Here is a 25,673-nt window from a genome sequence, read left to right on the forward strand (position 1 = left end):
TTCCCTTTCGAATTGCTCGTAGACGCCCGACTCATGGAGCACGACGCTGATCCCCTCACCGACGTATCCCTCATCATCAAAACGTTCGAGCGTCCGGACTGTCTGGCGCGCCTCCTCGCATCGATCCGGGCGCACGACTACGATCGGTGCCCCGTTGTTGTCGCCGACGATAGCCGGTCTCCGTCCCGGGATCGCACCCTTGATGCCTTCTCTGATGTCGTGGACGAATACGTCGTGTTGCCTCACAAAATCGGGGTTTCCGCCGGGCGCAACGAGCTACTTCGCCGCGTGCAAACGGACTACTTCGTGATTCACGATGACGACTTCGTGTATGGCGAGGAGACCGATATTGGCACGGCGTACCGGGAACTGATTGCCTCGGACCTCGACCTCCTCGGCGGCTATCTTCTCGAAAAGGAGAAAGAGTACGCGACGACGCTTCTGCCTCGGCGGGTGCAGGAAGCGATCGAGTGGTACGAAAACACGTGGACGGTGTCGGCGCGGGCGGCGAACCTCGTCGAGATCGACGGGGGGGTTGCGATTCGCCCGCGTCCCCGGGAGGGACAGGCACCGTACCGGTGCGACTTCACGCTAAACTTCTTCATTGCTCGCACCCGCTTGATTCGCGATGTGGTGGGCGGGTGGCACCCGGACTTGAGCCCGACGGGGGAACACTGGGAGTTTTTCTACCGCTGCAAGAAGGCGGGGTTGAACGTCGCCTTTTCCGACGCCTTCGGCGTGTATCACCTTCCCGGCCGAAATGCCCGGTATGCGGACGCCCGCTACGGGGAGGAGAAAGAAATGATCGAGATCTCGCTCGCGGAGCACGGCCTGGAGTACTTGGACCGCGGCGATGACGTATTCGTGCGCTCATGATGCCCCTGCTGTTGAGTGCGACGTTCTTCCGAAACACGAATCCCTACCGGACTGTGGAGTCCCCGATTTTCATTGTCGGCGCGAATCGCTCCGGGACCACGCTCCTCCGCCTGATCCTGAATGCACATCCGCGGATTGGCATTCCCGATGAGTTCATCTATCTCGACGCCTCCATTGCAGACGTTCCCATCGATGCGTGGCGGGCACCGGGGCTTAGCCGGGCCGCGTACGCCCTCTTCGTGGACCGTTTCCTCGAGAACCGGAAGGAGGTTCTGAGCGGCGTTAACCTGCGAGCCCTGCGCGACCACATCCTCGACGGTCCCCGAGACCTGCGTCGTCCCTTCCGGTGTGCACTCCGGGCCTGGGCGCGACGACACGACGCCGACCGTTGGGGGGAGAAGACGCCGGGGAATCTCTTCTACGCCGATGTCCTTGTTGATATGTTTCCGGACGCTCGCTTCGTGTACATCGTCCGGGATCCACGCGCCGGCGTCGCATCGATGCAACGCGTCTCGTTCTTCTCGAACGATGCGGTGTTTAATGCGCTGAGTCGCCGCAAGTACGATATCCGAGGGCGCGCGCACCTGCGAGAGGCCGTGCCTGAAGCTCAGCGAACGAGGCTCCGATACGAGGATCTTGTCCGGCGGCCCGAGTCGGAAGTCCGCTCCCTATGCGCCTTTCTCGACGAACCGTACAGCGCCCGCATGTTGCACTTTCATCGAGAGGCCGGACGCTACATGAAAGACGACGCGAAAGACGACTACAACACGCAGGCGACGCATGCCATCACGGACGAGCGTGTGGACGCGTGGACCGACGCGCTGTCGGGCCGGCAGGTCGCCGTGGTTGAAGCGATTTGCCGTCCCATCATGGAGGAACACGCGTACGAGCGGGTGGGGGAGACGCTTGCTCCGCTGCACCACGCCGGTGTTCTAGTCAGGCAGCTCTACTGGCGGTACCAGTGCTTTCGGCACCGCGACGTGCCGCATTACACGGTCAAGCACCGGCTGCTTGCTCGCACGCGGGAGCGGCTCACGGATTCCCTTGCGCTGTCCACGTCCTCTTCGGGGTAGTTCCGGTATGTGATTGAGGCCGAAACCGGTGAAGACCCGGTCGTACCGTTTCAGCGCCCGATCGTTGAGGCGCCCTGAGTGCGTGTGCGGGAGGAGCGGCCGTGCATCATCCAGATCTACCATCGAAAGGACGAAAAAGGATGCATCACATCCTGCTTCGTCATCCAACCCTGTAGGGCGGTGACGGACGCGGTGCCTTTCGTCCGCTCCAATGTTCTGAAACCCCTAACAACAGGTTTTCCCCTTCATGCGCGTAATTGCCTGCAACTCGTCGTACGGCCAGGGCGGCGTGGGGCAGCATTTCGCACAGCTCGTTGAAATGTCGCGTGCGGACGATCGCCTGCTGCGATACTACGCGCCGGCAGTCAGGTCTGGCGACGATGCGGGTGTCCGGCTCGAAGACCGGCGGTGGCACAACTGGCTGATCGCGTATACGCCGGTCCGATACAGCCCGGGTTGGCGCAGCTTTCTGACCAATGAACTCTTCGATCGCCATATGGCCCGCCGCCTGGTCGAAGTGCAGTGTTCCGCGAACCGCCGAATGGACCGGTTCATGGGGTTTGTGGGGAAGGCTCTCCGGACGTTCAGGGCCGTGAAGGAACAGGATGCCGTCCACCTCGAGCTCGTCGCGGCCAACAGTCATGTCGACAACGTACGGGAGCGGCACCGCCTCGCCAACGAACATCACGGTCTCGGGGATAGCTGGCTCAATGCTGCACAGCAGCGGAAGACGGCCCGTGAATACCAGGTTGCGGATACCATTTACGTACACTCCGAGTACGTCCGACGGTCCTTCCTGAACGCCGGTGTGCCCGGTGATCGCCTGCGGCGGCACTACCTGCACGTTCACCCCCGATTCAAGCCGCCGACCGATCGACCGCACGACGACACCTTCCGTATCGTGTACGTCGGACGCATGGAGGCGACGAAAGGGATTCCGCTGCTCCTCGACGCATTCGAGCGTCTCCCAGTGGATGATCGCGAACTCATTCTTGTCGGCAACTGGACCACCCGACGCATGCGATCCTACATGCAGGATCGGCTTGGCGACCCGCGTATTCATCTGGCGCCGGGCGATCCGCTGCCCGCGTATCACCGGGCGGACGTATTCCTGCATCCGACGTATGAGGACGGCTTCGGATACGCGCCGGTGGAGGCATTGGCCTGCGGCGTGCCTGTCATCGTCACGGAGGATACCGGGATGAAGGAGTATGTGGTCGAAGGAGAAAACGGATACGTCGTCCCGACGGGGGACGTCGATCCAGTGATTGACCGTCTGCTCCGGCTACGCGAAAGTCGCCCTCCGGCGACTGCGTCGCTGCTACCTCCGGTGTACGACAGGGAACGCTCCGAGCAAACGGCTCGCTCACTGACCGAGGTGCCGTTCACCGGCTGACGTACGACGAACGTCCGCATTCTCCATCCTTTGCGTCGCCCGAAGATAAGAAGCCCCCGATGGACGCCGACTCCGCCACCCCTCCCGCAGCAGCATCAGCATCTGCCTCATCCCCACCCCATCGATCCGCCGATCCGCCGGTGTGCGTCTTTTTTGGACACCATAAGTGCGCCACCTCTTGGATCACGGAGATTCTAATGGAGGCCAGCTTTCGCCTAGGGCAGCATCTCGAGATCGTGCACGGACCTGCGGACTTCGATGACCACGATGATCTCGGGCACTTCGTGAGAGAACGAGATGTCGACGTGCTGGCGTACACGAACGCCAATGTCGACCACGTTCGCGATCTACCACCGATGCGGGCATTCCACGTGGTGCGGGATCCGCGCGACGTCCTCGTGTCGGCCTACTTCTCGCACCTTCATTCGCATCCGACGGAAAACTGGCCCAAACTCGTGGAGCATCGATACCGGCTGCAGTCCATGTCGAAAGAAGAGGGTTTGATGCGGGAGATGGTGTTTAGTGAGCCTACGTTCGACGACATGTACACGTGGGATTACGATCGACGCGATGTTATGGAGGTACATCTCGAAGCGCTGAGTCCGAGCCCGGAGTCCGGCTTTAGGGACATCTTTGCCTTCATGAATATGCTTGACCGTTCCCAGACGTACGGGATGGATCGAACGACGAAATCGATTGCAATGGCGGTCAACCGGTGGCTGTACCGGGGGCGGCACGTTCTGCCGTCCACGCAGGAGGCGCCGCGTGTCGACTCCTGGCCAACGCTGCCAATTGAAACCCTTCAAACCATTCTAGAAGAAAAGAGCTTCGAACGGCTGAGCGGTGGACGCGAAAAAGGCGAAGAGGATGTCACCAGCCACTTTCGGAAAGGCGTTCCTGGTGACTGGAAAAACCACTTCACGGACGAGCATGTGAGCGCCTTTAAGGACCGATACAACGATCTCCTCTTGAAGCTCGGCTATGAGGAGGACGCTACTTGGACGGCATGAGTCGCACGCGGCGTGTGGTGGATGGGGATCTCACGGCAAGACGTTCGTTCCATGAAGATCGGTCACTATACGTATCAACCCGGTGCCAGAGGCGGGATCGCCTCGTACGTGCGTCGTCTGGGGAACGCCCAGGCGGACATCGGGCACGACGTGGAGTATCTGTGCCGGAACGGTGAGGGGAGTGACCTGCCGTCCGTGCGCGAGGTGAACGGAGACGTGGATCTGTTCGAGACCGCCCAGCAACGAAGGCTGGATGTGCTTCATCTCCACCGTCGCATCCGCCACTTGCCGGAGCATCGTGTACCCACGGTGCGGACGATGCACGGCAACCAAGGGTCCTGTCCCTCGGGCTCCCGCTTCCTGAAGCGGTCCGGAAGGCCGTGTAACCGCGATTACAGCGTATCCGGATGCCTCTGGGGCCATCTCATCGACCACTGCGGAAGCCGCCGACCGGGAAACGTGGTCAACAATTTCCGCCGCATTGAAACGGAGCATGAGCTTGCGGCCAAGATCCCAACTGCGACGGTAAGCCGCTTCGTGAAAGAGCGCATGATCCGTTCGGGTTGCATGCCGGACCACCTGAAGGTCATTCACTCCCCGGCGCCGGACCTGAATCGGCCGCCGGCTCCGCTGCAGCACAAGGATCCTCCCCGGATGCTGTTCGCCGGGCGCATCGAGCCGAAGAAGGGCGTGGAGTGGTTGCTTCGGTCACTGCCGAAAACCGATGTTCCGGTATTCCTCGACGTCGCGGGGACGGGCGACATCGCCTACATGCAGAAGGTGAAGGCTCTCGTAGAGGACCTTGGTCTCACCGGCCGGATTACCTTCCACGGCTGGGTGGAGGAGGCCGACGTGTACCGGCTGATCGAGCAGGCGAGAGCTGTGGTCGTGCCGTCCCTCTGGCATGAGCCGGCGGGGCTGGTGACGCTGGAGGCGGCCGCCGTCGGGCGACCTGTCATCGCCAGTCAGGTCGGCGGCATCTCGGAATATGCGCGCGATCCGTTTGCCCTGCAGGTCTCCCCCGGCGACGTCGACGAATTGGCTGAATGCATCGACCGGCTGGCCTTGGACCCAGAACGGGCAGCCTCCATGGGGCAGCAAGCTCGAGCCATCGCACGGGACCGATTCTCCATGGACGACTTTGTATCCAACATCATGGACCTGTACCGATCCACCGTCACAACGGCGAACGGGCTCATGCGCCGTTGAGCATCTCTCTCGGAAGTGTCACGAGTTGAACTGGTCGATCCCCCACCATGGTCAACGCGCAGTTCACGTCCGTCGCCGATGAGCGGCCGGAAGCCAGACAGCACTGGAACAGCGTCTGGGACGATCGCTCGCCCCAAACCATCGACCCCACGACGTTCGTCGACCGGGGCGGGCCTACGCACCGGCATTTCGTGTCTAGGCTCGACGACGTCGAGGACGAAAACGTCCTTGAGCTCGGGTCGGGTCCCGGACACCTCGCCGTTTATCTTGCACAGAAGGGTGCCCATGTGACGGCCATCGACGTGTCTCCCGAAGCCGTCGAAGTCGCCCGCAAGAACGCTCGACACAACGACGTCGCGGCAGACGTCACCGTTCGGCAGGGAGACGCTTTGGATATCGGTCGCCTCTCCCGTTCATTCGACCAGGTCACCGGGCGGTTCGTCCTTCACCATGTCGAACCGTTCGAGGACCTCGTCGATGCCCTCGATGAGGTGCTGGCACCGAATGGACGCGGCCTGTTCCTGGAAAACTCCGCCCGGAGTGATCTTCTCATGTGGTGCCGACGGCATCTGGCGGGGCGATTCGGGATTCCGAAATACGGCGACGAGGACGAGCACCCGCTCTCACCCCGCGAGGTACAGGCCTTGCGCCGCCCATTCGACGTTCAGGTGCACGTTCCGGAAATGGTGTTCTTCAAAATGCTGATCCCCTACGTGCTCGCCCCCGCGCGGTCGCCGGAGGAACTGGCTACCAGTCTCAGGACGCTCGACGACATGCTCCACCGTTGGGTGCCGGCCCTGCGCCGGTACAGCTACCGGCAGGTGGTCGAGATTACCGCGACCTGAACATGCTCGCAGCACTACGCTCGCTTCGGCGAATCCGATGCATCTCGCACATGCAGATTGATCTTGTCTTTCCCAAGATGCCTCCTGCAACGGACGGCATCGGAGATCATACCGCGCGGCTTGCGGCGGCTCTCCGACAGCGCGTGGATGTGCGTGTTCGCACGTCGCAGAATGCGGCCGACGCCGTGCCGGGCGTCGAGGTGGTGAATGCGTTCCAGCTGCCGCCTCGGAGGGGCATCCTCGACATCGTCAATTCCGTCGGAACGATGCCGCCGGACTGGCTGATCGTACAGTTCAACCAATTCAGTTACGGGCGCTGGGGACTGAACCCGTTCCTTCCTCTCGCCCTCTACCGCCTGAAACAGCGGCACCCATCGATGAAGCTGGCGGTGCTGTTCCACGAAGACTTCGTCCCGGTAACATCGATCGCGAACGGGGTGATGACGACCTGGCAGCGGGCTCAGTTCTGGTGCCTTGGGGCGCTGTCCGATCGCATCTTTTTCTCCATTCGTCCCTGGACAGACCGGTACCGCTCGTGGTTTCCATCGACGCCCGTGCATCACCTGCCGGTCGGATCGAACATCCCCCGAGTAGAGGGTGACCGACGGACCATCCGACAAGAGATCAAGATCGGGTCTCGGACGCCCGTGGTGGGCGTCTTCGGATCGCTGCATGCGTCACGGCTTCTCACGCACATCCGGGCCGCGTACGATGCGATCGGCGACGGCTCGGATTCTACGGCTGCCCATCCGGATCCTCTGCTGCTCTACATCGGTCCCGACGGAACCGACTTCGAGCACGCGATGGGAGATCGGCGCGTGCATGCGGCGGGGTGTCTGCCGGCCCAGGAAGTATCTCGCCATTTTCAAGCCATGGATGTGTACCTCGCGCCCTTCGTGGACGGCGTCTCGACGCGACGCGGCTCCTTCATGACGGGATTGCAACACGGCGCCCCCACCGTCTCGACCGTCGGCCCGCTGACCGACCCTGAACTGAAGCGAATCAACGGTGAGGCGGCGCGTCTCGCCCCGGCAGACGAGCCCGCCTCTTTTGCGGGGGCCGCCCGCGACCTCATGGCGGATGCGGACCGCCGGCAGGCTATCGGTGAAGCGGCTTTCGCCGTATACGATCGCTACTATACCTTCGATGTCATTGCAGACCGTCTCCTCAATCATCTGTGCGAGACCGTTCAGACATGAACGTACTGGTTCTGATGCCGGTGGCGTCGAGGCGGGGAGGGGCGGAAGAGCTCCTGAACCGATTCCTGCTGCACGCCACCGATATGGGACCGGAATGGAACGTGCTGTTTCTGGAAGATGGCCCGTTTCGCGGGGATCTGGAGCAGCGCGGAATCAAGACCCGCGTCGTAGAAGCAGGCCGGTTGAAGAAGCCGTTCGCGTTGCTACGGGCCGTTCGTTCGGTCACAGCGATTGCGGATGAGACCGAGACCGACCTGATATTCAGCTGGATGCCGAAGGCGCACATCTACGGCGGATGGGCGGCCCAATGGGCGGGATGTGCGGCCGCATGGTATCAGCACGGCGCGCCGTCCCTCGGGTGGATGGATCGGCTCGTCACGCTACAGCCCGCGGATGCAGTGATAGCATGCAGTCGCCACGTCGCGGAGATGCAGTCGTCGCTGTGGCCCAATCGCCCGACGCATGTCGTTCATCCCGCCGTCGATCTCGAGACGTTCGACCCGGACGCGTTGCCGTCCCCGACTTCCGTCCGACGGGACTTCGACCTCCCTGCTGAGGGTCCGATCGTCGGCATGGTCGGCCGGCTGCAGCGGTGGAAGGGAATGCACACGTTCGTCGACGCGCTGGCAGCTGTTCTCGAAACGCATCCGCAAACGCGAGGCGTCATCGTCGGCGGCCGGCACCCGCATGAGGCGGACTACGCTGACACTCTGAAGCGTCGGGTGCACGATCGCGCCATCGGTAGCTCTCTATCTATGGTCGGACATCAGTCAAATGTGCACCGGTGGATGCAGGCTATGGATGTCGTGATTCATGCTTCTGACGCCGAGCCATTTGGAATGGTGGTGATCGAAGCGATGGCCCTCGGCAAACCGGTCGTTGCCGGGGCGTCAGGTGGACCGGCGGAAATCATCGACCCCGGAGTGAACGGCTTGCAGGCCCCGTACGGGGACGCACGGGTCCTTGCGCGGCATCTTCGCACCCTCCTCGACGACCCAGCGACCGCCCGGCGCATTGGGGCCGCCGGTCAGAAGCGCGCGCAGGCGTTCTCGGCTCACGATTTTGCTCGTCAGCTCACAACTACGCTGCAGCGGATCATCCGATAGACCCGTTGTCCGGCTGTCGACCGCTCATTGTCCTCTTCGGTTCATGAATCTGGTTGGCCTTCATGCTGACCGCTCTCCGGCAGTATTTACCGACGACGAATGCGGACTCGGCCCCATGGCTGTACGGCGTCGCGGGTCTCGGGGCGATCCCCCTCGGGATCCTCGCCGTGATAGGGGAGGTGCGACTTGCCTTTGCCGTGGTCGCCCTTTCGTCGATTGCCGGCCTGGCCTGCCTCAGCGTGCGGTGGGCGATCCTGGCTACGTTCGGATACCTCACGGTGCTCGGCGATCTGCGCCGATGGGTCCTCGCGTTCGACGCCTGGTCCGGGGCGGATCCCCTGCTGGTCGTCAGCCCGGTCGCTGCTATCCTCTTCACAGCGGCGGCATTTACCGACGACCGGCTCCGATTCGACACCCCGTTATCCAGGGGGATGCTTCTTCTGATCGGCATCATGGTCGCTCAGATCTTCAACCCCCGTCAGGGTGGACTCCTTGTCGGCGTTGCGGGTGCCGGCCTGATGATCGTTCCGCTCCTGTGGTACTGTGTCGGAAATGCTTTCGGAAGCGACGCGTTCGTACAGACGCTCTTCCTACGCCTCGTCGTTCCGCTGGCCGGCGTCGCGGCTCTCTTCGGCTTCTTTCAGGTCGCGCACGGATACCCAGAGTACCAGCTCGAGTGGTATCGAACGGCTGGCTACTCGGCGCTCGGCCCCAGCGAGTCGTACCTCCGGCCCTTATCCGTTTTTGCCAATATCACGGAATACTGTCGGTATCTCGGCTTTGCCATCGTCGCCCTCTTCGCTCTGGTCCTAAAGAGAGAATCCCCGATCCTGGCCCTCTCGGGAATCTGTATTCTCTTCGTTGCCCTGTTCTTGACCGGGACCCGGGGACCGGTGCTGCTCCTGATCGTTTCCGCCGGCATCATGTGGACGGTGATGGGGCGGAACGTGAGCGCCTGGATTCCCCGCTTTGCCGTGGCGGTGACGGTCGGCCTCTTCGGGCTCGTCTACATTCTCACGCAGGTCAGCCAGGTGGACGGCACCACCCGGGCGCACCACACCATCGAGCGTCAGGCCGACCTGATCCCGGAAGGGGAGGCGGGCGGGCCCGCGTCCGTTCACCTCAATCTGTTCCGGATCGCCGGCGTCCGGACCATGGAAGAGCCGCTCGGTCACGGCGTCGGCTACGTCACGCTGGCCGCGTCCCGCTTCGGAGGGACCGGTTTCTCAAGTGAGAAAGACATGACGGATATGTTCATCGCCCTGGGGGTTCCGGGCGGGCTCGTGTACCTCGGGATTCTGGGGTATACGGCCTACCTCGCGATCGCGTACTGGCGGCGACGGCGCAGCATCGCCGGGCTGATGATTGGCGGTGTGCTCGTCTTCTCGGTCTTTAGCTGGCTAAAACCGGGACACTACGTCGCCACGCCGCTTCTCTGGTTCTGTGTGGGCGCGCTCGACCGCATGTACAGCGCCGCACGGAAGGACGGGTCCGGCCCACCGAGCGCCTCGATCGAAGCCAGCGAGCGATCACCGAAGCCGGCTCGCGCCTGAACCGTTTCCAGTGCCGCTGGATCTGCTGACCAATCTGTACGCTATGGATCTTTGCATCGTAACCAATCGACTCATTGCCGGAGAAGGGCAGGGGCGCGTAAACGCTGAAATCGCGCGGCACGCAGCCGAGTCCGGCCACCGCGTGACCTGCCTCGCCCATACGGTCGACGCCGAACTGCGCGCACACCCGCACGTCTCCCACGTCCAGATGCCAAACGAAAACCAACCTGCTGCGCTTCCCGGCGGGATCCGCTTTGCAGCGCGGACGACGCAGTGGCTGAGACGCAACGGGGAATCATTTGATATCGTGGTGGGGAACGGATGCAATACCTGGTACAGCGTCGATGTCAACATCGTCCACTTCGTCCATTCAGCGTGGCGATGCTCACCTGTTCATGACGCGCGCGCTTACGACGGCCCCTACGGATGGTACCAGTACGTGTACTCGGCATTCAACGCCGGTGTGGAAAAACGGATGCTGCCCCGGGCGGACGTCATCGTGGCGGTCTCCAAGAAGGTCAAGCAGGAACTCATCGATCAGGGTCTCTCGAAGGAGCACGTTCGGGTTATTCACAACGGGGTCGATCTCGAGGCATTTCAGCCTGGGTCCGCCGATCGGTCCGCGCTCGGGCTCCCGGAAGACGTCCCGCTTGCCTTCTTCGCGGGAGACATCCGGACGCCGCGAAAAAACCTGGGCACCGTCCTCCTTGCCCTGGCTCGCGTAGATGATCTTCACCTTGCGGTCGCGGGTGACACGTCGGGTAGCCCGTTTCCTGAGCAGGCCGAACAGCTGGGCGTCGCGGATCGGACGCGGTTTCTCGGCTTTCGAGACGATGTCCCCGATCTTATGCGCGCGGCGGACCTCTTCGTTTTTCCGTCTCGATACGAGGCCTGCTCACTCGTCCTGCTGGAAGCACTCGCTTCCGGGCTGCCGGTGGTGACGGCGTCGACAACCGGAGGGGCCGAACTGGTCAACGGAGAAGCGGGCGTGATTCTATCCGATCCTGGCGACGTCGACAGGCTCACCCGCACCCTCCATTGGCTTGTGCACTACCCGAGCCGGCGAGCGGAGATGGCGTCAGCTGCCCGGGACCGGGCGATCGAGCTTTCTTGGAGTCGGATGGCGCGACGGTACCTCAACCTGATCGCACGCCTGGGTGCACCAAACGACGCAACTGTCCGGGACGGACATGCACCCGGTCGTGAAGCGACGGTTGTCATTCCATAAGTCGACTGTACTGCCGTTCTCGCTTGCATCCCGATTCGAGACCCATCGATTCGAATGAACCTTCTGGTCGTCAGTCACGCCTGCGTCACTCCGATCAACCAAATGTTCTACGCGGAAGTGGAGCGGCAGACGGGATGGGATGTGACGCTTGTTTCGCCGTCAACCTGGGAAACGGCGTACGGCGAACAGACAATCCAGCGGTGGCCGGCGTTTGACGGGGGCCTCCACCCGGTACCGGTTTGGTTATCGGGAAACGTGCCGCTGCACCTTTACCGCACGACCTTTTTCTCGCTGCTCCGCGATGTCAACCCGGATGCGATCTACGTCCATCATGAACCCTATGCGGCCGCGACCGGGCAGATCTACCTTGCGAACCGTCTCACGGCACGGTGCCCGATCGGCTTTTTTACCTGGCAGAATATCCGGAAGACGTACCCTCCCCCGTTCGGTAAGATGCAAGAGATGGTGTTCCGGGAAAGTGATTTCGCCGTCTCAGGCTCTGAGAGCGCCCGGGATGTGCTTCGAAAAAAGGGGTATGCAGGTCCAGCGCCTATTATCCCGGCGGCGGTCGATCCCGACCGGTTTGAGCCGGTGAGCGGGGAGGACGCCGACGAGCGAGACGGCGCACTGCCCGCTGTCGAGCTGCCCGACGCGCAGGTCGTCATCGGCTTTGTGGGACGCATTGTCCAGGAGAAAGGCCTTGGCACGTGCCTGGAGGCGCTCGCACATTGCCGTGACCTCCCATGGCGTTTCGTGTTGATTGGCGACGGCGCGCACACGGATGATCTCCGCCGCCTTGCTACGCGCCTCGGCATCGACGGCCGGGTGACTTTCCTTGGCTACGTGGACCATGCAGACATTCCGCCGTACCTTGCTAGTCTCGACCTGGTGGTGCTCCCCTCGGAAACCCAGCCCGACTGGAAGGAGCAGTTCGGACGGATTATCGTGGAGGCGCTCGCGGCTGACACGCCGGTGCTTGGATCGGACTCCGGCGAGATCCCGCGCCTGATCGACCGTACGGGAGGCGGCCTTATCTTTGCCGAAGGGGACGCCCGGGCGTGTGCACAACGCCTCCGCCGACTCGTCAGGGAGGAGTCACTCCGCAATCGTCTGGCCGCCCGGGGGCGTCGGTACGTCCTGAACACGCACACCCACGAGGCCCTCGCAGACCGGTTCGTCGAAACGATCAGAGCACACTGCTGATGTCTATGATGCACGCTCTGCAAGTTGGAATGGAGTGGCTGCCGGAATCGCCTGGAAGCGGCGTGGGGCGGATGGTCCACGGCCTGATCCGCCACCTTCCCGGTGAAGGAATACGCGTCTCTGGTCTCGTCACGGGTACGGACAATCTCCCGGACGCCCCACCGCAGGTCACGGCCTTCGCCGAGGCCTCGGACGCCTTGCCCATGCGCATCTGGTCGCTCCGGCGACACGTACAGACCCGACTCTCCGGCTGTGACGTAGACTTGCTGGCTCCGCACTTTCCGCTGTACACGGCGTCCTTGCCGGAGGCGCCCGACGGGTGTCCGGTCGTTGTTCACTTTCACGGGCCATGGGCGAGAGAGGCGGATTTTGAAGGTGAGTCGGCCTGGAAGGTGCGGGTGAAACGCTGGGTAGAGGAGTGGGCGTACGCTCGTGGCACCCGGTTCATCGTGCTGTCCACCGCCTTCTGCGATGAACTGGCAGAACGGTACGACATCGCGCGGGATCGTATCGACGTCGTTCCGGGCGGCGTCCAGATGGACCGGTTCGAGCCGCGCCGGTCGGTTTCTGAGTCCCGCGAACGGCTCGGGTGGCCGGCGGATCGCCCCATCCTCGTGACGGTTCGCCGCCTCGTCAAGCGCACCGGTGTGCACCGCCTCATCGACGCCATGGGGCACCTGCGCAAGAAGGTCCCGGACGTTCAGCTCTACATCGCCGGGACCGGACCGCAGCAAGACAACCTTCAGGCCCGCGTCGAAGCACGCAGTCTGTCCGGGTGCGTCGAGTTTCTGGATTTCGTTCCCGAACACCTGCTGCCGCTCGCATACCGAGCGGCGAACCTGTCCGTCGTGCCCACGATCGCGCACGAAGGATTCGGGCTCGTGGCGATCGAATCGCTTGCTTCGGGAACGCCACCCGTGGTGACGAGAGTAGGGGGGCTGCCGGAGGTGGTGGGCGATCTATCCGAGGACCTCATCGTTCCTGATGCCGCACCGGCGCTTTTGGCCGATCGACTCCGTTTCGCTCTTGTCGGTCGAAGCCACATCCCGGATGCACGGGCATGCCGGAAGTATGCATGCAAGCGGTATAGCTGGCCTGTCATTGCCCGGCAGGTGCACGACGTTTACCAGAAAGCCACGTAGCATATGTCTAAGTATACCAAACCGCCGACGTCACGTACTACGAGAGGCCAGGGACGGAAGGGAGAGGACCGTCCCCGAATCCTGTTTGTCGACCATACCGCCGCTCTCGGAGGCGCCGAGTTGTATGTTAGCGACGTTGCCGAAGCGTACAAGGCCACGGCAGCCGCGCTTCTATTCCAGGATGGCCCCCTGCGCCCCCGCCTGGAAGATCGTGGCATCCCCGTCCATCTTGTCGAAGGCCCGGCGGCCCTGCACAATGTGCGAAAGGGGAGTTCGCTGAGGCGAGCCGTCGCGGCGGTACCTGCACTCGTCAAGGTGTCCATGGCCATCGCTCGTCACGCTCGATCGTATGACCTGGTCTTTGCAAACTCACAGAAGGCAATGATCTGTGCCGGCCCGGCGGCCGCGTGGACGCGGACCCCGCTCGTCTGGTGCTTGCACGATCTGCTAACGGAGGATCATTTTAGCCGTCTTAATCGGTGGGTTGCCACCCGCTGGGCGAACCTGTTTGCCAGCGGCGTCCTCGTTAACTCCGAAGCCACGCGTGCGGCGTTCATCGAAGCAGGCGGAGATGGGAGCCGGACGGCCCTCGCCTATAATGGGATCGACCCCGCGCCATTCGATGAGGCGGTCGGTGAACCGGATGCGCTGCGGCGTGACCTCGGTATTCCGGCCGATGCGCCGATGCTGGGCGTGTTTAGCAGGCTGGCGCCGTGGAAGGGGCAGCACGTCGCAGTCGAAGCGGTCGATCACCTTCCAGGCGCGCACCTGCTCCTCGTTGGCGACGCCATGTTCGGGGAGGATGCGTACGAGCAACATCTGCGGTCCATGGCCGCGCGCCGCGCCGTCACAGACCGGGTGCACCTGCTCGGTTTTCGAACCGACATTCCCCGGTTGATGAAAGCCGTCAACGTAGTCCTTCACACGTCCACGTCTGCTGAGCCGTTTGGTCGTGTCATCATCGAAGGGATGATGGCCGGCACCCCGGTCGTGGCGACGAAGGGCGGTGGACCGGATGAAATCATCGACGACCGGCAAACCGGTCGTCTCGTCCCGGCAGGAGACCCGAAGGCTCTTGCGCATGCGGTCGATCATGTGCTGACTGCGAGGGACGACGATCTGGTCGAACGGGCGCGGCAAGAGGCAGAGGTGCGTTTTTCACGCGTGGCCATGCTCCGGGATGTGGATCGGCACCTACGAGACGTGCTGGCGAAAAACCGGCCGGCACCATCCGCAGGGAAGCACGCGCCGCGGTTGCCGGACCCCCACCGGTAGGAACCCGGAAGGAGCCGTTCGGACCGTGACCCGCATCCGTATGCGCCAATTATTCCGTTCGTTCAGACGCCGCCAGGCGGTATTTGGCGTATTCATCGTCGTAGTCGTAGTACGAAGAGGCAAACGATGCGTCTTCCCACTCCCCGTTGCCGCAGAAGCGGTTGACGACGACGCCGGCGACGCTTGCGCGAGCGGAACGGAGCGAGCGGACCGCCGCCTGCAGCGCGCGGGCATCCGATTCGGCTTCGGAGACGACAACGGCACTGGCCTCTGTCTGCGAACCGATCACGACGGCATCACTCGCCGCCTCCGTTGGCGGTGTGTCGATAACGACCTCATCGAACTGGTTGCGCGCGGAAGCGATGAGATGGTGCATGCTATCCGACTCGAGCGTCCGCGCAGGCGCATCGGTCGCTTCGCCGGCGGGAACGAAGTGCAGCCCTTCCACCGGCGTACGCCAGCAAAACGGCGACACCGCAGACCCGTCTTCCGGGAACTCGCCTGACAGCTCCAATCCCGCGTGATCGGAAGGCGCGCGAGACGCGTCGCCCGTGTCAGACAGCATGTCGGACAGCCCGGGGCCGCGGGGCATGCCGAGGACGTTGTGAGCGGTCGGTTTTCGCATGTCGGCATCGATCAGGAGAACCCGGTCCCCACTCAGCGCGGCCGTCAGAGCGTAATTAACGGCGGTGACCGTCTTTCCTTCTCCTTTCCGTGCGCTGGTGACCAGCAGCGTATCCGACGCATCGTCTCGAGCCTGAATGTTTGCGCGGACGAGCCGGTAGTTCTCCGTCACGGATGACCACGGGTTGAGCAGTGGCATGAGGCGCGTGCTCAGCGTGCGGTTTTCCACGTCGATGAAGTCACGTCCGTCGTAGTCCCGCCGAATCTCTGGCGCCATGCTCGGAATTGCGCCGAGCAAGTTGTAGCCCTGGTGCTGAACGTCCTCCGGCTTGCGGATGCGGGTATTCATGGAGGCGCGAAGGAAGGCGAGTCCGATGCCAAAGCCGAGACCGAGTAGAAGACCCAGCACGATGTTTTGCAGCAGATCCGGTCGAACGGGAGCGGACGGAACGAAGGCGCTCCGAACAACGCTGACATAGCCAAGCTCGGACTCCCGGGCGACCGTCAGTTTCTGAAGTTCGCTCTTGATGGTTTCGTGGAAGGCGCGCGCCTGCTGCATCTGTCGCTCGATCTGCTCTCGGCGCACGCGCTGCTGCGGGACCTCGTCCAGTTCAGCGGCGTAGCCGGCGATTCGCTCATCGAGTGCGTCGATCTGCGCCTGCAACTGGTCTACGGCGATCGTCTTCTCCGTGATGCGCTGGCGGAGCTCTGCGACCGTTCCGATCGGGTCCGCATCGACCCCCTCGCTCCTGTCGCCCGATGCTGTGCGCACAAGGCTTTTCGTCAGCGATTGCCGTTGCTTCTCCAGCGATGCGACACGCGTGCGGAGACGTGCGAGGTCCGGAAATTCGTGCCGGATCCGCGTGCTGTCGCCCTTCAGGTCGGGGTTGGACGCGAAGTAGGATGCCTCCTCCGCGCGGAGGCGAGCGATTGTTTCTTCTAATGCTTCGATCTCCGTCCTCAGCCGGGAAGTTTTCTGATTGGCAATGACGCTCTGTTCGAGGTCCGGACGAACCTCTTCGAGCCGACTGCGCAGCATTTCGCGCTCGGTCTGCGTTTTTTCGAGCTCGAACGCGAGCCGGTCGCGTCGGGACGTGTATTCGTTATACTGAGCTGCGAGCCGGCTACCTTCCTGTCCACGCTGCGCGAGTTCGTTGTTGAGTGCAAACGACTGCCATGTGTCCTCAAGTCGCCGCACCTTTTCGCGTTGCTCCTGAACCTGATCGTTGAGAAATGCACGGGCGGCCTTCAGGCTGGAGCGAGCACGCCTCTGGCTGTGGGCACGGTACGCCTGCGCGTACAGATTTGCCAGGGCTGCGGCCTCCTCGGGGTCGCGACTTTCAGCGGTGATTTCGATGATATTTCGGTCCGGTCGAGGACGAAAGTCGACCTGGTCGAGAATACGCCGTGCCGCCCCACCGGAGGCCTTTCCGGTTCCCTCGAGAGCCGGAAAGCCGCGGGCGTTGCCTTCAGATCGGTCTGCAAGTCGCTCAGCGACACGCCGGGCGATGTCAACGGAATTCTGCAGAACGCCGATCTCAGCGGAGAGGCTCCGGGACGACTGGATGGATGCGTCCTCCATGATCGGTTCCGTTACTGCCCTGGATGCGCTACCGTCGGGTTCGACCCGGACCAGGCTCGATGCCTCGTAGACGGGCGCCTGCGTGTACGTGTACCCGGCAATCGCAATGGTGACGACCAGGCACGTCGTCAAAATCATCCATCGCTGGCGCAGGAGCGTGGCAAGAAGCCCCGACAGATCCAGTCGCGCGTCCTCGGGTTGACCGGCCCGCGTTCGGCTGGCGAACGAGGCGCCTCCAGTGTTGGGGGCCGGCGACGCATCTCCTTCAGACGACTCACTGGGTAGATTCCGGTGCGACATCGGATCAGGTCGATTGGTGCAGGCAGTTCGCGGGACAGGAGGAGCGAGGCGATGAATCTCGCAACGCCTGCAGGTCAGAATAATCGATCGAATTCACGGGCACGGTGCGCCTGCGTATACATCCGAATTGCTCTTCTGGACAGGCCCACGGGTGGACGCCCGGTTATGGTGGTTATCCCGCGCCTTCCCCGAGAAGGACGGTGGGAACCGTGCGAATGAGAAGGTACAGGTCCAGCCACGGCGACCAGTTCTGGACGTAGTGAACGTCCAGGTCGACTCGTTTTTCAAACGTCAGTTCGTTCCGTCCGGATACCTGCCAGAGCCCGGTCACCCCGGGCGGCGTGCGCAGAATGACACGCTCAAGTCCTTTCATTTTCGGAAGCTCCTCCGGCATGTACGCTCGGGGTCCGACGAGGCTCATGTCTCCCCGCAAAACGTTCAGAAGTTGTGGCAGCTCATCGAGGCTGTATCGGCGGAGTACGTGTCCGACATCCGTGACCCTCGGGTCGTCCCTCAGCTTGCGGTACTTTTCGTATTCGCGGCGTCGCTTCGGATCATTCTTCAGGACTTGTTCGAGGCGACCCTCGGCGTCGTCGTACATGCTTCGAAACTTGAGCAGCGTAAATGTGCGGCCAGTCTTGCCCATGCGCTCCTGTCGGTAAAGGATCGGCCCATCGGAGTCAAGGCGGATGAGGAGGGAAATAGTGAGGAGGAGCGGCGAGATCAAGGTGAGGATGAGGACCGCACCGGTGATGTCCACCATGCGCTTCAGGGCAGAAGGGACTGGATGGCTGGCGCCATCGTTTACCACATCACTCTGCAGTCCTCTCCCGGCTCGACCCGTCCTCCACACCGCGGGGCGGTGGGGAGGCGTCACGCGAACGACGCGGTCGAAGAATCGCGCGTAGTGCATGGACTCCCGCGCTTGGTCGTTGCCCGGTGCGGATTCGTCGGCCATGATGACAACAGGTAGGTCGTGCTCCCTGCTCAGGTGAGCAGCCCACGCGGGTGCGCCGTCGCTTTGGCCCGTCTCCACCGCCGCATGTCCGTCCCCGCTCGTCTCGGGGGCGGACCGTCGATCCTCGTCGATGAGGCGCGCAACCGGGCGAAGGCCGATCTCTGGCCATGTTGTGAGCGTCTCCGCGACGGCCGATGTAGCCTTCGAGGGCCCGATGATGACCGAGGGAATCCCCCACCACGAGAGACGCGACAGCGCTACACGCACGACCGTCCGAGCCACGGGCATCAGTAGGACGGCGATGACGGTAAGAATCGCCACGGAGACAGCGGCGGAGTAATATGCGGTCAAGAGAAGCGTTATGACGACCGCCGCACCGGCGGTCACCGTTACCTTGGCCATCTGCTTCATTTCGGTGGCCGGGTGCATGAATCGCAGCCGGTACAGCCCGGACACCGCATAGCCCGTACCCAGCACGACGGCGAGAAGGAGAGCAGTGGGAAGCCCTTCAATCGGCGCTGTACCGTGAAGGCCGCCATCCGGTCGGCTCAGCGATACGAGCCAACCGCTCATGAGGAGTAGAAACGCACCGAACAGGTCACTCGCGAGTAGGCTCATCCTTGTCGGCCACGCGTCCACGGCACCGTTTACTTGGAGACGATCCGGCAGTCCCCCGTCGATACGCGCGTCGGTTCGTGGGGCCGACGTCTCGAGCGCACTGTCTGCGCCCGTGGCACTTCGCCGGCGCTGCGCGGACGGGCGAACGTCGGCAGAGAGGTCCATGATGCGCTCAGGCGTTTGGAGAGCAGGTGATTACGTATGGCGCAACGCTAGAGGAGACGATCCGTGGATTCTGCCATTGCTGCGGATGGGGCCGCTGTGTTGGGTACGCCCGCGCCGTCGTCGGACATCGGAGCGGTCCCGTAGGCCCGCCGGACGAGATTCGAGAAGCGAGATCGAAATGTCTCGACATCGAATCGCTCGGCCTGCGCACGGATTTCTTCGGGCCGAAAGGTATCGCTTCGACGATCGAAGCGACGCACGGCGTCCCGGACGGCGTCCGGGTCCTGCCGGTCGAAGAACAGTCCGGTGATGCCGGCCCGTACCGTCTCCGTTGCCCCGCCGTGGCCGTAGGCAATGACGGGCGTCCCGCAGGCCTGTGCCTCCACGGGGACGATGCCGAAGTCCTCCTCTGCGGCGAACACGAGGGCCTGGGCCTGCTCCAGGTAATGCTTCACGGCCGCATCTGGCTGGTGCCCCAAGAGATCCACATTCGGTCCCGCTAGTCCGTCGAGTCTCTCGTGCTCGGGACCGTCCCCAATCACGACCAGTTTCTTGTCCGGCATCTCATTGAAGGCTCGGATGACGACGTCGACGTGTTTATAGTGGACGAGACGCGACAGCGCAACGAAGTAGTCTCGCTTCTCGGATTCCACAGAGAAGCGATCAATGTCGACGGGAGGATGGATAACATGCGCCTTGCGGCGATACCGTTTCCAGATCCGTCGGGCGACGTGATTGGAGTTGGCGACGTAGACATCGACGCGCGGTGCCGAGCACACATCGTACATCCGCAGGTAGTGCAGGATGGGCCGCGCAAACAGGTTGCGCAGATGCCTCGATACCCCGCTTCCGCGGTCGAGATAATCGTGATGCAGATCCCAGGCATAGCGAATCGGGCTATGCACGTAGCTGATATGGAGCTGGTCGGACCGCGTGAGCGCCCCCTTGGCGACGGCGTAGCTCGATGAAACGACGACATCGTGGTCCGATACGTCGAACTGCTCAACGGCAAGCGGCGCGAAGGGAAGGTAATACCGGTAGGCCCGCTCTACGAAGGGCATTTGCTGAATGAAAGACGTCTCCACCGGCGTACTCTGAAGAAACGACCGTTCGTCCTCCGAAAGGAGATCGACGAGCGTATAGACTTTCTTTGCCGGCAATACCTCGATCATTTGCTCCAGAACGCGCTCGGCGCCGGCGTACACCGGTAGCCAGTCGTGGACAAAGCCGACATCTTCCGGTAAGGCCCGGGCGCCGGCTCGTACCCCGTCGCCGGGGGCATCGGGGTTGCTATTTCGGTCGTGGGGATGCTGCATAAATGCGGTGAGCGGGGCGTTTCAGCAGATCACGAGCGGCGTCATGCCGCTGGCACAGTCATCTGCACGATACCGAGGAATTGGACGCAACGTCTTCCACGCGCGGGATTGGCCGGGTCGCCGGGTTCGACGGGGTTTCCCCATATCCTGCGCGCCACGTATTGTAGACCCACATGCACTGAAAGCTACAGGCGCGGTGCGCTCAAGATGTGAACGGATGAAGGCGCAGGATGCGGGCCGTGTGATGCGCGGCTCATGGCTCAGGACCGGCGGAGGGGTGCCGGGTCCAGAGAATCGCCTGGCGAAGCAGGTCGTGCACCGACGCGCAGCCCAGTTTCTCCTTCGCATGACGGCGATGTGCCTCCACGGTTTTCCGGCTCAAGTCGAGGCGATCGGCGATCTCGCGCACTTCTGTGCCTTCCCCGAGCATCTGAAAGATTGCCATCTCCTGTCGTGTCAGGGCCGCCATGCCGGACGGCTGTGATGATTCCTCCAGTAGCGTCGTTAGAACGTGGACGCGTGCGTCGGGGGTCAGATAGATCCGGCCCTCGTAAACCGTCTTGATTGCAGCGATGACCTTGTCGAGAGAGGCGTCCTTTTGCAGATAACCGGAGGCCCCGGCGCGTACGGCTCGTTGTGCGTAGGTGGCAGCTTCATACATCGAGAAAATAAGAACCCGTGCGTCAGGCACCCTCGCCCCGATGCGACGCGTCAGAGTCAGGCCGTCTAGCCCATCGAGTGAGATGTCGACAACGACGACATCGGGGCACCGTTCTTCGATTAACGGTAATGCCGCCGATGCAGAACCACCCGTTCCCACGATCCGCATGTCGGGCGCGTTATCGATGGCTTCGCGGAGGACCTGACGGATGGCGGGATGATCGTCGACCAGTACCACGCCGATATCGTCCCGTCTGGACTCTACCCCATCATCGAGCGCGGTCGGACCACCCGACCGCGAAGCGATGTCTCGCCTGATCGTTTTCATTTCTCCGATAACTGGGAGGTTGATGCGAGAGCACGGACGCACGGGCGGTCCGCGATCGATACCGCCGCCAGGCATCTACTTCGCATAACGTATCCGACGACACATGCTCCCCGTGGTGAGAATCACCGGCCAGAATCGGTGCATCGCGCCCGCGTCCACGGGATCAGGTGCCGTGTAACGACGGCCGGCATTGCGCGTTCGGCGATCGGCGTGCCGGCCCCGAGAGTTAGTTATCGTCGCGAAGTTGTTCGGCACCGTCACCTGGGGCAGAGGCCCACTGAACGGCGTACTGAAGAAGCTCGGACACAGAGTCGAAGCCGAGTTTCTCCTTCGCCCGCCGGCGATACGCCTCCACGGTTTTTCGAGCGATGTTGAGTCGATCCTCGATGTCGCTGATGCTGTGTCCCTCACCGAGCATCTGAAACACGGCCAGTTCGCGGTCGGTCAGTTCGTCAATCGGGAATCCCGGCTCGGTCGACTGGCCGCGAGCCACCTTGTTCAAGATCTGGGAGGCCATCTCCTCGCTCAGGTAGACCTCCCCGTTACTTACGACCCGGATGCCTTTGGCCAGCTCGGAGAGAGCCTCGTCTTTCATCAGATACCCGGATGCGCCCATGCGGATCGCCCGTTCTGCATACACCATCTCGTCGTACATCGAGAAGACGATCATTTCGACGTCGGGAAGCTGGGAGTCTAGGTTTTGTACGAGATCGAGCCCGTGGCTGTCGTCCAGCGAGATGTCGATTACGACCACATCAGGCTCGGTGCGTTCAATCTCCCGGAACGCCTCTGTGCCGGAAGGTGCGGTGCCGCAAATCGTCAGGTCAAGCGTATCGTCGACGTGATCGCGGATGGCTTCGAGGATCGCGGGATGATCGTCTACCAAAAAGACGCGCGTTCTGTCGGTATCCGTGGGCTCGTTCATAGGCTTGATGGCGGCTAACAAGGACAAATGAGGTCCGTCGCGACGCCACCGGGACGTCGATCACAGGTTCGCCCCGGCCGTGCCCCGGTGGCAGGGTTTGCTTCGGTGCTGCGTCAGAATTCCAGGATACGGATCACAAGGAGGGCGACGGAGGAGAGTGTGCCGACGACGGAGCCGATCGTACGTAAGCCGAATGTTCGCGTCTCAATGGTTCGGACTTCGATCACGTCGTACGGTTGGAGTGACGGCCGTGCTGCAGGGCGTCGGTCCAGCAGTTCCTGCAACTCCATCTCATGCGCGACGACTGTCTCGCCCTTCTCCGTGCGATGGATGCGCAGCCGGATCTTTCGGTCCGTTCCGGGTGGGTCCGTACCGAAGCCGGTCGGCTGCACGACCGAAAAGAGCTCCATTAAGCCGGTCCCCGTTTCGACCTCCCAGACGCCCGGTGTCGCGACGGCGCCCCACACGTAGACGGTTTCCGTCGGTTCACCGGTTCGGGCATACGTGTGCACATAATTGGAGCGGGGCGCCTCGGCCGTCGGCTCCTGTGCGCCGGATTCAGGTGGAGCCAGGGCCACGAGGAGGCCGACCAGGATGATGGTGAGACATTGCGGGCGCCAGAGCGCGAGGCGATGACCCATGTCGAGTGCGGACCTAAAATGACGCATAAGAGAGATCGTCAGGTCATAGTGATCGAGGCGTGATGCCGGAGCGCGGACGACCACAGTGTGCAGCACGCTCAGCCGGATCGGTGCTGGCCGACGTGGCGGCGGGCGACCCGAGCCTGCCGCTCTCCCCCGGGGTCAGTGCTTCGGTTCGGTAACGGAGCGGACGGCTCGGACATCGATGCCGCGCGAGAAGACGCATCCACGCCGCGGGATTGCGTTGCAGGGAGTCGGAGCGTGAACGTGCTGCCCGTTCCTTCGCTCGAAGAGACGGCGACGTCCCCATTGTGCTCACGCGCGATACGGCGAACGAGATAAAGTCCGAGGCCGGTGGACTCTTCATCGCCAGTGGGGTGGGGACCGGCCGACTCAAACGCCTGAAATACCTGTTCGCGGTCGGCTTCGCTCAGACCGGGTCCGTTGTCACTCACTGCGAAGTAGACGGTGTCCTTCCGGCGTCCCGCGCGCACTTCGACGCGAGCCCCTTTCGGGGAGAACTTGATTGCGTTACTTACAAGGTTGACCATCGCCTTTCGTACGAGGCCTTTGTCAGCGTCGACGTAGCAGGCATCGCTCGCGACCGAATAGCACAGCGTCTGTTCTTTTTCTTCGGCGCGGGGATGGAATCTCCGGACGACGTCGCGCGTGAGCCGAGCAAGGTCGATCGGTTCGTCCGTATCGGAGATCGCATCTTGCTGAGCTGGGTCGCTCTCGCCAAGCTGCCTCAGCGTGTCCATCGCCTCGTCGGCGGAGGTCTGGATCAGCTCAAGCTTGCGCTTGCTCGAGTCGGGCATGTCGTCGTCGAGGAGAGCCGTCGATAAGTGCTTGATGGCGAGGAGCGGACTCTTAAGATCGTGCAGGTCGGCAAGGATCTGTTCGAGACGGTTCATGATATTGGAAGCCGCTTGTGAAACGTCTCGCGAAGGGGTTTCGGATGCCGGTCACCCCGGCGTTGGTGATGAGCGACGTCATAGATCGGAGGCCAGAAGGGATTCCTGTGGCATAACCAGCCTTAATCTGGCGAATGACCTCTGGAAGCCCAAACCAATTTGAATCTCGTTCTGGATCGCATTTACGGACCCCGATGATCGTGCGTCCTAAAATGAAAAAGCCCCTCGCCGTGAAGCAGGCAAGGGGCTTCTGTAACCTTTAGATGTTTGAGCCCACACGCCAGGAGGGCCGGCTACAACCGCGCGGCCATCTGCCCGTCTTGGACATCGTCGAGCGGGTCTTGGACGTCGCCCGCGATGGCTTCGAACGCATCGGTGATTGTGATGAGGCCGACGATCCCTTCGTTGCTTTCCACAATCGCCAGCTCCTGCTCGCGCTCTTGCAGGTAGTCGATCACCTGGCTGATGGCGGATTTCGACGACACCGTGACGGGTGATGCGGCAAGATCCTCGAGCGTTTTTTCCCCATTGCGGAGCGCCTCCCAGTCGCGAAGCAAGGACGCCGCGTAGATCGTCCCCACTACGTCGTCGAGAGAGCCGTTGACAAGCGGGTACCGGCTGTGCACGTTCTCAGCGGCAATGTGTAGGTTTTCCTCCAGCGAGTTCTGCTGCGAAAGGACGATCACATCCTCTCGCGGAATCATGATATCCTCTACCGGTCGCTTGCCGATCGTGAGTGCGTTCATGATCTCCTGGCGACGTTCCACGGGGATGTCCTGAGAACGCATCAGCGCGGCCATCCGCCGCTTCAATTCCGTTCGGCTGCCCACTTCATCGGATCCGTTATCTTCGGTCTCGGCGTCCGTCCACGACCGGCTGATGGTCACTCCGAAGAGGCCGAGCGTTTTCTTGGCGATGCCGTCGCCCAGGAGGATAAACGGATAGGTAAGCATCGTCCACCAGTAGAGAGGCGGAGCACCGTACTGCGAGATGAGCAGCGGCTTCTCCACGCCGAGGTACGTGGGTGCCTGCTCGCCCCAGATCTTGTGAATCAGGTTGATGAAAACCACCGCCACCACGACGGACACGACGGAGGTCGTGCCGGGACCCAGGCTCAGAATCTTTATTGCCGGCTCGATGATGGCCGTCACGGCCGGCTCGGCCACGATGCCGAGAAGAATACTCGACGTGGTGATGCCGAGCTGGCATCCGGTCAGGTAAATCTCCAGTTCCTGGGTCATCTCCCAGGCCCGCTCCAGTCCGGGAATCCCCTCCATTTCGCTGCGGTCGTACTGCGGCAGACGGGTCAGCGCGAACTCGGTGGTCACGAAAAACGCATTTGCCAGCGTCAGTAGAACGCCAGAAAAAAGGCGAAGCGAAAGCTCGATTGCGGGCATGAATCGGGGTTGATGGGACAGGAACGATTGAAAGATCGAGATATGTTGTCGGGCGTGCGACGTCACGCCGGGCGTAACGACGGGCGTACCACGGCAACCGGCGCATCCAAGCGCGCACGCCAGCGCAGAA

The 25,673-nt window shown here is 62.5% G+C and carries 21 protein-coding genes; 13 read left to right on the forward strand and 8 right to left on the reverse strand.

What is annotated here, in order from left to right:
- The first annotated feature begins 33 nt into the window (after positions 1-33).
- The 13 genes from ACFCU0_RS04545 to ACFCU0_RS04605 all read left to right on the forward strand — a co-directional run bounded on the left by ACFCU0_RS04545 (position 34) and on the right by ACFCU0_RS04605 (position 15,115).
- Entirely contained in the window at positions 34-876 is an 843-nt protein-coding gene (locus tag ACFCU0_RS04545) for a glycosyltransferase family 2 protein (RefSeq protein ID WP_434972480.1), read from the forward strand.
- Positions 873-1,949 carry a sulfotransferase family protein gene (locus tag ACFCU0_RS04550; protein WP_434972481.1) on the forward strand — a complete coding sequence of 359 codons (1,077 nt, stop codon included), beginning with the start codon at positions 873-875 and terminating at the stop codon, positions 1,947-1,949. Before ACFCU0_RS04545 ends, ACFCU0_RS04550 begins: the two co-directional genes overlap by 4 nt.
- 247 nt (positions 1,950-2,196) lie before the next feature.
- Positions 2,197-3,345, forward strand: coding sequence for a glycosyltransferase family 4 protein (locus ACFCU0_RS04555; protein ID WP_434972482.1), 1,149 nt, complete (start codon positions 2,197-2,199; stop codon positions 3,343-3,345).
- 236 nt (positions 3,346-3,581) lie between these two features.
- Positions 3,582-4,355 carry a sulfotransferase domain-containing protein gene (locus tag ACFCU0_RS04560; RefSeq protein WP_434972483.1) on the forward strand — a complete coding sequence of 258 codons (774 nt, stop codon included), beginning with the start codon at positions 3,582-3,584 and terminating at the stop codon, positions 4,353-4,355.
- A 51-nt stretch (positions 4,356-4,406) separates the two neighbouring features.
- Positions 4,407-5,564, forward strand: coding sequence for a glycosyltransferase family 4 protein (locus tag ACFCU0_RS04565; RefSeq protein WP_434972484.1), 1,158 nt, complete (start codon positions 4,407-4,409; stop codon positions 5,562-5,564).
- Positions 5,565-5,611: 47 nt separating this feature from the next.
- Positions 5,612-6,409, forward strand: coding sequence for a class I SAM-dependent methyltransferase (locus tag ACFCU0_RS04570; protein ID WP_434972485.1), 798 nt, complete (start codon positions 5,612-5,614; stop codon positions 6,407-6,409).
- Positions 6,410-6,459: 50 nt separating this feature from the next.
- Entirely contained in the window at positions 6,460-7,608 is a 1,149-nt protein-coding gene (locus ACFCU0_RS04575; protein WP_434972486.1) for a glycosyltransferase family 4 protein, read from the forward strand.
- Complete coding sequence (locus ACFCU0_RS04580; protein WP_434972487.1) at positions 7,605-8,714, forward strand: glycosyltransferase family 4 protein; 1,110 nt, start codon at positions 7,605-7,607, stop codon at positions 8,712-8,714. The genes ACFCU0_RS04575 and ACFCU0_RS04580 overlap by 4 nt, the downstream gene beginning before the upstream one ends.
- 62 nt (positions 8,715-8,776) lie before the next feature.
- Complete coding sequence (locus ACFCU0_RS04585; RefSeq protein WP_434972488.1) at positions 8,777-10,267, forward strand: O-antigen ligase family protein; 1,491 nt, start codon at positions 8,777-8,779, stop codon at positions 10,265-10,267.
- Positions 10,268-10,310: 43 nt separating this feature from the next.
- On the forward strand, positions 10,311-11,495 hold the full coding sequence (locus tag ACFCU0_RS04590) for a glycosyltransferase family 4 protein (protein WP_434972489.1): 1,185 nt from the start codon (positions 10,311-10,313) through the stop codon (positions 11,493-11,495).
- A 54-nt stretch (positions 11,496-11,549) separates the two neighbouring features.
- Complete coding sequence (locus ACFCU0_RS04595; protein ID WP_434972490.1) at positions 11,550-12,698, forward strand: glycosyltransferase family 4 protein; 1,149 nt, start codon at positions 11,550-11,552, stop codon at positions 12,696-12,698.
- Entirely contained in the window at positions 12,698-13,840 is a 1,143-nt protein-coding gene (locus ACFCU0_RS04600; RefSeq protein ID WP_434972491.1) for a glycosyltransferase family 4 protein, read from the forward strand. The genes ACFCU0_RS04595 and ACFCU0_RS04600 overlap by 1 nt, the downstream gene beginning before the upstream one ends.
- A gap of 3 nt (positions 13,841-13,843) precedes the next feature.
- Entirely contained in the window at positions 13,844-15,115 is a 1,272-nt protein-coding gene (locus tag ACFCU0_RS04605) for a glycosyltransferase (RefSeq protein ID WP_434972492.1), read from the forward strand.
- Positions 15,116-15,164: 49 nt separating this feature from the next.
- Here ACFCU0_RS04605 and ACFCU0_RS04610 read toward each other — a convergent pair whose 3' ends face one another.
- The 8 genes from ACFCU0_RS04610 to ACFCU0_RS04645 form a co-directional block, all read right to left on the reverse strand.
- On the reverse strand, positions 15,165-17,621 hold the full coding sequence (locus ACFCU0_RS04610) for a GumC family protein (protein WP_434972493.1): 2,457 nt from the start codon (positions 17,619-17,621) through the stop codon (positions 15,165-15,167).
- A gap of 172 nt (positions 17,622-17,793) precedes the next feature.
- A complete protein-coding gene (locus ACFCU0_RS04615) occupies positions 17,794-19,362 on the reverse strand; it encodes an exopolysaccharide biosynthesis polyprenyl glycosylphosphotransferase (RefSeq protein ID WP_434972494.1) in 1,569 nt (522 codons plus the stop codon).
- 47 nt (positions 19,363-19,409) lie between these two features.
- Positions 19,410-20,678 (reverse strand): glycosyltransferase, encoded by a 1,269-nt coding sequence (locus ACFCU0_RS04620; RefSeq protein WP_434972495.1) that lies wholly within the window; start codon positions 20,676-20,678, stop codon positions 19,410-19,412.
- Positions 20,679-20,931: 253 nt separating this feature from the next.
- The gene (locus ACFCU0_RS04625; protein ID WP_434972496.1) at positions 20,932-21,666 is read right to left on the reverse strand and encodes a response regulator transcription factor; all 735 of its coding nucleotides are present in this window, start codon (positions 21,664-21,666) and stop codon (positions 20,932-20,934) included.
- Positions 21,667-21,892: 226 nt separating this feature from the next.
- On the reverse strand, positions 21,893-22,591 hold the full coding sequence (locus ACFCU0_RS04630) for a response regulator (protein WP_434972497.1): 699 nt from the start codon (positions 22,589-22,591) through the stop codon (positions 21,893-21,895).
- A gap of 113 nt (positions 22,592-22,704) precedes the next feature.
- Positions 22,705-23,259: a hypothetical protein gene (locus tag ACFCU0_RS04635; RefSeq protein ID WP_434972498.1), complete on the reverse strand. Its 555-nt coding sequence runs from the start codon at positions 23,257-23,259 to the stop codon at positions 22,705-22,707.
- A 71-nt stretch (positions 23,260-23,330) separates the two neighbouring features.
- Positions 23,331-24,146, reverse strand: a complete 816-nt coding sequence (locus ACFCU0_RS04640) for a sensor histidine kinase (RefSeq protein ID WP_434972499.1) — start codon at positions 24,144-24,146, stop codon at positions 23,331-23,333.
- Positions 24,147-24,439: 293 nt separating this feature from the next.
- Positions 24,440-25,543, reverse strand: coding sequence for a CNNM domain-containing protein (locus ACFCU0_RS04645; RefSeq protein ID WP_434972500.1), 1,104 nt, complete (start codon positions 25,541-25,543; stop codon positions 24,440-24,442).
- Between the last annotated feature and the right edge of the window lie 130 nt (positions 25,544-25,673).

The sequence above is a fragment of the Longibacter sp. genome (genome assembly GCF_051155795.1).
Lineage (GTDB): Bacteria > Bacteroidota > Rhodothermia > Rhodothermales > Salinibacteraceae > Longibacter.

What these genes read in the sequence shown, in the direction of transcription:
- ACFCU0_RS04545 (WP_434972480.1), top strand. Translation starts at nt 34, where the DNA reads ATGGAGCACGACGCTGATCCCCTCACCGACGTATCCCTCATCATCAAA.
- ACFCU0_RS04550 (WP_434972481.1), top strand. Translation starts at nt 873, where the DNA reads ATGATGCCCCTGCTGTTGAGTGCGACGTTCTTCCGAAACACGAATCCC.
- ACFCU0_RS04555 (WP_434972482.1), top strand. Translation starts at nt 2,197, where the DNA reads ATGCGCGTAATTGCCTGCAACTCGTCGTACGGCCAGGGCGGCGTGGGG.
- ACFCU0_RS04565 (WP_434972484.1), top strand. Translation starts at nt 4,407, where the DNA reads ATGAAGATCGGTCACTATACGTATCAACCCGGTGCCAGAGGCGGGATC.
- ACFCU0_RS04570 (WP_434972485.1), top strand. Translation starts at nt 5,612, where the DNA reads ATGGTCAACGCGCAGTTCACGTCCGTCGCCGATGAGCGGCCGGAAGCC.
- ACFCU0_RS04575 (WP_434972486.1), top strand. Translation starts at nt 6,460, where the DNA reads ATGCAGATTGATCTTGTCTTTCCCAAGATGCCTCCTGCAACGGACGGC.
- ACFCU0_RS04580 (WP_434972487.1), top strand. Translation starts at nt 7,605, where the DNA reads ATGAACGTACTGGTTCTGATGCCGGTGGCGTCGAGGCGGGGAGGGGCG.
- ACFCU0_RS04585 (WP_434972488.1), top strand. Translation starts at nt 8,777, where the DNA reads ATGCTGACCGCTCTCCGGCAGTATTTACCGACGACGAATGCGGACTCG.
- ACFCU0_RS04590 (WP_434972489.1), top strand. Translation starts at nt 10,311, where the DNA reads ATGGATCTTTGCATCGTAACCAATCGACTCATTGCCGGAGAAGGGCAG.
- ACFCU0_RS04595 (WP_434972490.1), top strand. Translation starts at nt 11,550, where the DNA reads ATGAACCTTCTGGTCGTCAGTCACGCCTGCGTCACTCCGATCAACCAA.
- ACFCU0_RS04600 (WP_434972491.1), top strand. Translation starts at nt 12,698, where the DNA reads ATGTCTATGATGCACGCTCTGCAAGTTGGAATGGAGTGGCTGCCGGAA.
- ACFCU0_RS04605 (WP_434972492.1), top strand. Translation starts at nt 13,844, where the DNA reads ATGTCTAAGTATACCAAACCGCCGACGTCACGTACTACGAGAGGCCAG.
- ACFCU0_RS04610 (WP_434972493.1), bottom strand. Translation starts at nt 17,621, where the DNA reads ATGTCGCACCGGAATCTACCCAGTGAGTCGTCTGAAGGAGATGCGTCG.
- ACFCU0_RS04615 (WP_434972494.1), bottom strand. Translation starts at nt 19,362, where the DNA reads ATGGACCTCTCTGCCGACGTTCGCCCGTCCGCGCAGCGCCGGCGAAGT.
- ACFCU0_RS04620 (WP_434972495.1), bottom strand. Translation starts at nt 20,678, where the DNA reads ATGCAGCATCCCCACGACCGAAATAGCAACCCCGATGCCCCCGGCGAC.
- ACFCU0_RS04625 (WP_434972496.1), bottom strand. Translation starts at nt 21,666, where the DNA reads ATGAAAACGATCAGGCGAGACATCGCTTCGCGGTCGGGTGGTCCGACC.
- ACFCU0_RS04630 (WP_434972497.1), bottom strand. Translation starts at nt 22,591, where the DNA reads ATGAACGAGCCCACGGATACCGACAGAACGCGCGTCTTTTTGGTAGAC.
- ACFCU0_RS04635 (WP_434972498.1), bottom strand. Translation starts at nt 23,259, where the DNA reads ATGCGTCATTTTAGGTCCGCACTCGACATGGGTCATCGCCTCGCGCTC.
- ACFCU0_RS04640 (WP_434972499.1), bottom strand. Translation starts at nt 24,146, where the DNA reads ATGAACCGTCTCGAACAGATCCTTGCCGACCTGCACGATCTTAAGAGT.
- ACFCU0_RS04645 (WP_434972500.1), bottom strand. Translation starts at nt 25,543, where the DNA reads ATGCCCGCAATCGAGCTTTCGCTTCGCCTTTTTTCTGGCGTTCTACTG.